The 5,946-nt window shown below is 56.5% G+C and carries 6 protein-coding genes and 1 pseudogene; 1 reads left to right on the top strand and 6 read right to left on the bottom strand.

The window, feature by feature from the left end:
- Nucleotides 1–183: 183 nt before the first annotated feature.
- Genes ACR0ES_RS20010 through ACR0ES_RS19990 form a run of 5 tightly spaced genes read right to left on the bottom strand, consistent with a single transcriptional unit; the run spans nt 184 to nt 4,198 of the window.
- On the bottom strand, nt 184–585 hold the full coding sequence (locus ACR0ES_RS20010) for a hypothetical protein (RefSeq protein WP_480871583.1): 402 nt from the start codon (nt 583–585) through the stop codon (nt 184–186).
- The gene (locus ACR0ES_RS20005; protein ID WP_480871582.1) at nt 582–1,295 is read right to left on the bottom strand and encodes an ABC transporter ATP-binding protein; all 714 of its coding nucleotides are present in this window, start codon (nt 1,293–1,295) and stop codon (nt 582–584) included. The genes ACR0ES_RS20010 and ACR0ES_RS20005 overlap by 4 nt, the downstream gene beginning before the upstream one ends.
- 4 nt (nt 1,296–1,299) lie before the next feature.
- Complete coding sequence (locus ACR0ES_RS20000; RefSeq protein ID WP_480871581.1) at nt 1,300–2,436, bottom strand: ABC transporter permease; 1,137 nt, start codon at nt 2,434–2,436, stop codon at nt 1,300–1,302.
- Nucleotides 2,433–3,587 (bottom strand): efflux RND transporter periplasmic adaptor subunit, encoded by a 1,155-nt coding sequence (locus ACR0ES_RS19995; RefSeq protein WP_480774580.1) that lies wholly within the window; start codon nt 3,585–3,587, stop codon nt 2,433–2,435. Before ACR0ES_RS19995 ends, ACR0ES_RS20000 begins: the two co-directional genes overlap by 4 nt.
- Entirely contained in the window at nt 3,584–4,198 is a 615-nt protein-coding gene (locus ACR0ES_RS19990) for a TetR/AcrR family transcriptional regulator (RefSeq protein ID WP_480540084.1), read from the bottom strand. The genes ACR0ES_RS19995 and ACR0ES_RS19990 overlap by 4 nt, the downstream gene beginning before the upstream one ends.
- Before the next feature lie 321 nt (nt 4,199–4,519).
- Here ACR0ES_RS19990 and ACR0ES_RS19985 point away from each other — a divergent pair.
- Nucleotides 4,520–4,802: pseudogene (locus ACR0ES_RS19985) on the top strand (transposase); the annotation flags it as partial.
- Nucleotides 4,803–4,902: 100 nt separating this feature from the next.
- Here the strand turns inward: ACR0ES_RS19985 and ACR0ES_RS19980 are convergent.
- The gene (locus tag ACR0ES_RS19980) at nt 4,903–5,916 is read right to left on the bottom strand and encodes an extracellular solute-binding protein (RefSeq protein ID WP_480774581.1); all 1,014 of its coding nucleotides are present in this window, start codon (nt 5,914–5,916) and stop codon (nt 4,903–4,905) included.
- Nucleotides 5,917–5,946: the final 30 nt, after the last annotated feature.

Genomic DNA, 5,946 nt, shown 5'->3' with positions numbered 1-5,946 from the left:
GGCATTCGAAGCCTTGAATGCTGCCACTCGAGCCGCTTGAATCCCGACCATCAGCATTCCCTCGTCGACCGGACGTTAACGTGACAACACCCGCGTACGTCCTGATTCATAAACATCTCCTTTGTCCCCGAAATGGGAGGTCGAAGGAAATGTCCCGCGAGTAACGGCATATCTACAGGCGAGTCATTCTGCTCGCCAGATATGCACCCAAGCCACAACGGAAATGGCTAACCAGACACCCGTGCGCAAGGTCATCGCGCCGAGGGTGCGCATCTCATAGGCATTGCCTTGCAGCACATGAGCGCCGAAGGCCAGAAAAACCAGAACGGTGGCAACCAGAATGCCTGTTGATATCCAGGCCGCTGACCGGTGCCGTAGAAACAGTCCAAAGCCGGCCACGACATAGGCGAATCCTGCCAGAAAGTTGAACCACAGCACGAAGGGCACTGCATTACCAACGGCGGCGCGTGCTTCATCGCCACCAAACAAGGCCCGTCCGCCTGAGAAAACAGTCAACGCGCCGAACACTATTGCCACGCTTGCCGCTATGTTCAGGGCGCGGTTGCCAGTGGTTGCATTTTTCATGTCGCGCCCCCTTCCGTTCCATCAAGTCGACCGTCGCGTAAGTGGAACAGCTTGTCGAACCGGTCGTAAATCTTTTCATCATGCGTCACCGCGATGATGCAGGCGTCTTGCTCAGCTGCGAGCTTGCGCATCAGGTCCATCACGATCCCGGCCCTCTGGCTGTCAAGCGCCGCAGTTGGTTCATCTGCCAGAATGATGCGCGGGCTGTTGGCAAGGGCGCGTGCGATGGCCACACGCTGCGCCTCACCTCCGGACAGAAGCGCGGGCATCGCATCCCTGCGGTGACCGACCTCCAGATAGTCCAGCAGTTCGACAGCGCGCCTTTGCGCCTCGACCGTCGATTTTCCAGCCAGTTTCAGCACCAGAGCAACGTTATCTTTGGCATCGAGAAATGGCAGAAGATTATGGAACTGAAAGATAAACCCGATCTTGTCGAGCCGTAGCCTACGCAAATCGTTTCGCAGCCATTGCTTGTCGTAAACCACCTCATTGTCCAGCGTAACCTTCCCCGTACTCGGAGCAATGATGCAGCCAATGACATTCAGAAGCGTCGTTTTACCCGATCCAGACGGGCCGAGTAGTGCCACCACTTCGCCCGCCTCGACTGACAGATCAACACCCTTCAGTGCGTCGACACGAGCATCGCCCTCGCCAAAGTGCTTTGAGACATTGGTAACATCTACAATCACGCGGCGCGGATCATTGAGCATGACGTCACCCTCCGATTGCCGTGGCCGGATCGACCTTGAGTGCTGCTCGAACGCCAAGGCCGCTGGCGACGATGCAGACAATGAGGATGATCCCTGCCAGCGCGATGGCGTTGATCGGCTCCAACACAACCCGGCGGGGGAAGTAGTCTTTGACAAGCAGGATAAGGATCAGACCGAAACTCCAGCCGACCGCACCAAGTGCAATGGATTGCTGCACGATCAGCCCGATGATCGTGCGGTCGGGGGCGCCGATCAGTTTGAGTGTGGCGATCTGCTTTAGCTTCTCCATGGTCATCGTGTAGATAATCAATGCGATCACAACGGCTGAAACGGACAATAAGATGCCCAGAAACATACCTATCTGCCGCTTTGCCCGATCCACCACAGACATTAGCAGGATAGACTCCTGATCGGCTTGTGTCAGGGCCCCAAGATGTTTCCATTGGCGCACCGACTGCGCCACTGCTTGCGGGTCTGCAAGCGGTTCAAGCCGTGCGATCACAGCCGCAACGCTGTCCTGACTTTCGAGCAACCCCGCGCCTCGTGCCTCCTGGACGCGTTGAGCCGACGGGGCCAGTTGCGTCTGTAGCACTTGCGCATCGCGTAAGGTGATAAACGCCGCCGGATCACCGGCGGAATTCATCGTATCCTCGACCAACCCGACCACAGTGAAAGGATCGCGGCCCAGTCGGATCACATCGCCGACGGACAGTCCGGATTTGGCATCTGCCACGATCTCGAAATGGGACTGGCTGATCCCACGCCCTACCGAGATTGCTTCGGGTCCACCGGGGTGACCTGGCTCGTATCCGATCACGTACAGGCGTAGCGTTTCGCCGCGAAAGGGCGCTTCGACGGTCTGGTATGTGATGCTGCCCGCTTCGGCCACACCATGCAATCGCCCCACAGCATCACGGGTGCCGTCGGGAATTTTCGAGGCTTCTGCAAACGGTCCGCGTGTACCAGATTCAACAATCCAAAGATCAGCTTGCGGTGCTTTGACGATGTTCAGCGCGTCCGCAACCAGCCCATTGTAAATACCAATCATTGCCAGCACGACCGCCATCAGAAGGCTGAGGCCGAGGCAAGTCAGCATGAAGCGGAACAGATTGTGACGCACATCGCGGTAGGCGAGGTTCATGGCGCATCCCTCTCGACGACCCGAACCATGCGCCCCTCAGACAGCCCCTTAACGGGTGCCAAGATGACCTGCGAGCCGTCGGGAATACTACCGACCAGTTCGACCCGCGCATCCTCGGTCCGGTGACCGAAGACTGCCGACACCTGATGCGCACGCCCATCCCGCGCGACCCATATAAGACCTTCATGCCCGTCAAAACCGGTTATTGCGATCTCGGGAACCAACATCGCATCGACCAGCTCTGTCACTGTGATCCAAACTTCGGCCTGTTCGCCAAGAAAAACCTGTTCCGGGCACCGATTGCATGCAATCCAGACCCGGCGTTCTTCGTTCACCCGGTCACTTTCTATACCGATCCGCGCGATCTTGCCTGTGAAGACCTTATGCGGCAAAGACCGCAACCTCACTTCGGCAACTTGTCCGAGTTGCAGGGGCCCGGCCCTCGCTTCATCAATGTAGGTCAAAGCCCAAACAGTGTTCGGGTCCAAAAGGGTAAAGATTGGTTCACCAGCGACAACAACAGTACCTGCTTCGACGTGGCGCTCAACAACGACCGCGTCAAATGGCGCCCGCAACACATGATGATCAAGCAGCACACGCTCGTATTGCAGGGCTGCCTTGGCGTCACTGTGCATGGATTTGGCAACCTCAACATCACTTTCTGCTACGGCCAGATCAGCGGCTGCAACATCGACATCCCGCTGGGCTTCTTCTGCAGCCTGAGTCGAGACGGCATTGCGCCCGGCAAGTTCCTGCTGGCGCGCATTTGTCGACTGCCGTTGCGCAAGAATGGCACGCGCGCGGATCACATTTGCCTCAGCCTTGCCCAAAGTGGCCTCTGCGGCGGCAATCCCGGCTTTGGCGCGCGCGACTTTTGCTTGTTGTTCCGTCGGATGAAGCCGGGCAAGGACTTGCCCCGCTTTGATCGTATCACCACTGTCGACCGAAAGTTCTGTCAGCGTGGCACCAACTTCAAATCCGACATCTGAGACGATCCGGGCCTCGACCGTCCCCAGCCCATAAACACGAACAGGGACATTCTTTTCAATTGCGGCAGTGGAAACATTAACCGGGCGCTCTGTAAGGACAAGCCAGCCAAAGACGGCGAGGCCGACAGCAAGGGTAACACCGAAGATGATACGGCGGTTCATGGCGAAACCCCTGTACTTGCTATTCGGAATAGCCGCATCTGAGCGTCGAGCAATCGGTGCCCTTCGGATTCCAATGCGAAACCGCGTTTCCCTAGAGTCCAGCGGATCGCCAACCCTTGTACCAGTGAGATCAACAGTAGCGCTCCGTCTTCAGGCGGCAGGTTTGTGTCGAACAGGCCCGCTTTCTGTCCGTTGGTCAGCTCGATGGACAGCAATGCGACCAATTCAGTCATCAGCGTAAGAACAGCTTGCCGGAGATCGTCGTTTTCTACCTGTAGCTCGCGCGAGAAAAGAATAGACGGGATGGCCGGCATAGTCTCGATCTGGTGCAATTGAGCCAAAATCAGCGCTTTGATCCGCTCTGCCGGATCGGCAGATGTCCTAAGCGCGTCACCCCACGCGGTTCGGAGGCGTTCAGAAATCTCGTTAGCTACCGCCAACCATAAATCCTGTTTGGTCGCGAAGTGCCGGAAGATTGCGGGCTGCGTCAGCCCGACTGCATCAGCAACCGACTGTGTGGTCAGGCGATCAGGGCCCAACTCGTCCGCGAGGCGCAGCATGGCTTGTACGATCTCGGTCTTGCGTTCATCTGCGGGCTTGCGGGCGGGCATTCGAAACCATTATGTTAGTGAGTAATAACTAACTTATTAAGACGAGATACACTTGACGTCAAGCGCATCTGGATTTGATTACGTTATCAGGGTCGGAAGGGGGTATATGGCACCTTTTGGTAGCGAGAAGATCGACAGGTAAACGGTGGGCAGCACCCGATAACTGCGCGACACCTATAGTCAAACTTTGGGAATAACACGACATCAAGCCGCTTGAGCTCGTCGCTGACTTCAAACGCAACGCAGTCTCCTGTGAGGTTATTTCGCGTCAACGCCGCGTGTCATTTGGAAGGGCATGCCGGATTGCCGGAAAAGGCTTTGACCAAACAGATCGACGCAACCTACCTGAAGGCACATCGGACAGCGATCAGTTTGGGCGTAACAACTGGGGGCGTAGACGCCTGATTGATCGGACCAAGGGTGTCATGAACACAAAGCTGCACGCCGTCTGCGACAGTCAGGGGCGTCCGATCAACCTGTTCGCCACCGCTGGAAAGGTCAGCGCTTACATCGGGGCGAGGGCATTGCTAAGGACTCTACCAAATGTCGAGTGGCTTTCGGAAACCGATGCTATGATGCAGACTGGTTCAGAGAAGCTTTAAAATACTGCAGACTGTAACGCGTTTCATGGGGCTTTTCGTCTCAATAGGTTTGTTCGGCGGCGCTTTTAACAAAAGCGCCACCAAATCTTAGCTTACACCGACCTATTTCTTGAGATTGGTCCAGATCTGGTCATAGACAGCCTGAGTTTCCTCGTCGCAGACTTCGAGGAACACGCCTTGTCCCGCGCCCGCATGAGGGTTCTTTTCAGGCTGCGCTGCCAGTTCCGGATCAAGGAACTCGGTCACCCCATTAACGCCCGCGTTATACTGCGCATAGTTGGTCACTGCGGCAATGTTTTCCGGTTCCAGAAGGAAGTCCATGAATTTCAGGGCATTATCGCGGTTCGGCGCATCTTTCAGCAGAACAACATTGTCCATCCACGCCACGTAGCCCTGAGTAGGGAAGGCATATTCGACGTTGGCACCTTCTTCCCGAGCCTTTGCGGAAAAGCCGTCATAGATCTGACCGACTGCCGCATCACCGGACACCAGCACCTCTTTGGCGGTATCCGAGTTGAACGACACCCAGTGCTGTTTTGCGTTCTGAAGCATATCGTTCAGTGCCTTCAGTTGCTCACGATCGTTCGAACACTGCGGGATACCCAGGTGCAGCGAGGCCATGGCCATCACGTCACCTTGGCTGTCCAGCATGTTGATCTTGCCTGACAGTTCGGCGGGTGGGTTGAACAGGATGTCCGTAGTCTGAATGTCGCCACTGTATACATCGCGGTTCACCGCAAACGAGGTCGAGCCCCACTGATACGGGATCGAATGGGTGCGGCCCGGATCAAAACTTGGGTCGGCCCATTCGGCCGAGATGTTGCCCTTGTTGACCAACTCGCCCTCGGCGATGGTATCCAGCAGCCCTTCGCCAGCCATGATTTTGACCATGTAATCGCCGGGAACAGCCACGTCATAGGTGCCGATGCCGCCTGCTTTCAACGTGGCCAGCATCGCTTCGTTCGAGTCGTAGGTGTCCATTGTCACGGCGATACCGGTTTGCTCGGTGAACTTGTCCAGCAGTTCCTGCGGTACGTATTCGAACCAGTGATAGACTGGACCTGTCCCGTTTTTGTGCCGCCCCAAGTGCTCGTTTAAGCCACTTTCCTTTCGAATGCGACAGGGCTTTTCCAGCCCAATGCTGAG

The sequence above is a fragment of the Ruegeria sp. N7 genome (assembly GCF_056531345.1).
The sequence above is the reverse complement of the archived record's forward strand: the minus strand, read 5'-3'. Positions and strand labels throughout refer to the sequence as shown.

Bases quoted from the DNA above. Each gene is read 5' to 3' on its own strand.
- ACR0ES_RS20010 (WP_480871583.1), bottom strand. From the start codon at position 585: ATGAAAAATGCAACCACTGGCAACCGCGCCCTGAACATAGCGGCAAGC.
- ACR0ES_RS20005 (WP_480871582.1), bottom strand. From the start codon at position 1,295: ATGCTCAATGATCCGCGCCGCGTGATTGTAGATGTTACCAATGTCTCA.
- ACR0ES_RS20000 (WP_480871581.1), bottom strand. From the start codon at position 2,436: ATGAACCTCGCCTACCGCGATGTGCGTCACAATCTGTTCCGCTTCATG.
- ACR0ES_RS19995 (WP_480774580.1), bottom strand. From the start codon at position 3,587: ATGAACCGCCGTATCATCTTCGGTGTTACCCTTGCTGTCGGCCTCGCC.
- ACR0ES_RS19990 (WP_480540084.1), bottom strand. From the start codon at position 4,198: ATGCCCGCCCGCAAGCCCGCAGATGAACGCAAGACCGAGATCGTACAA.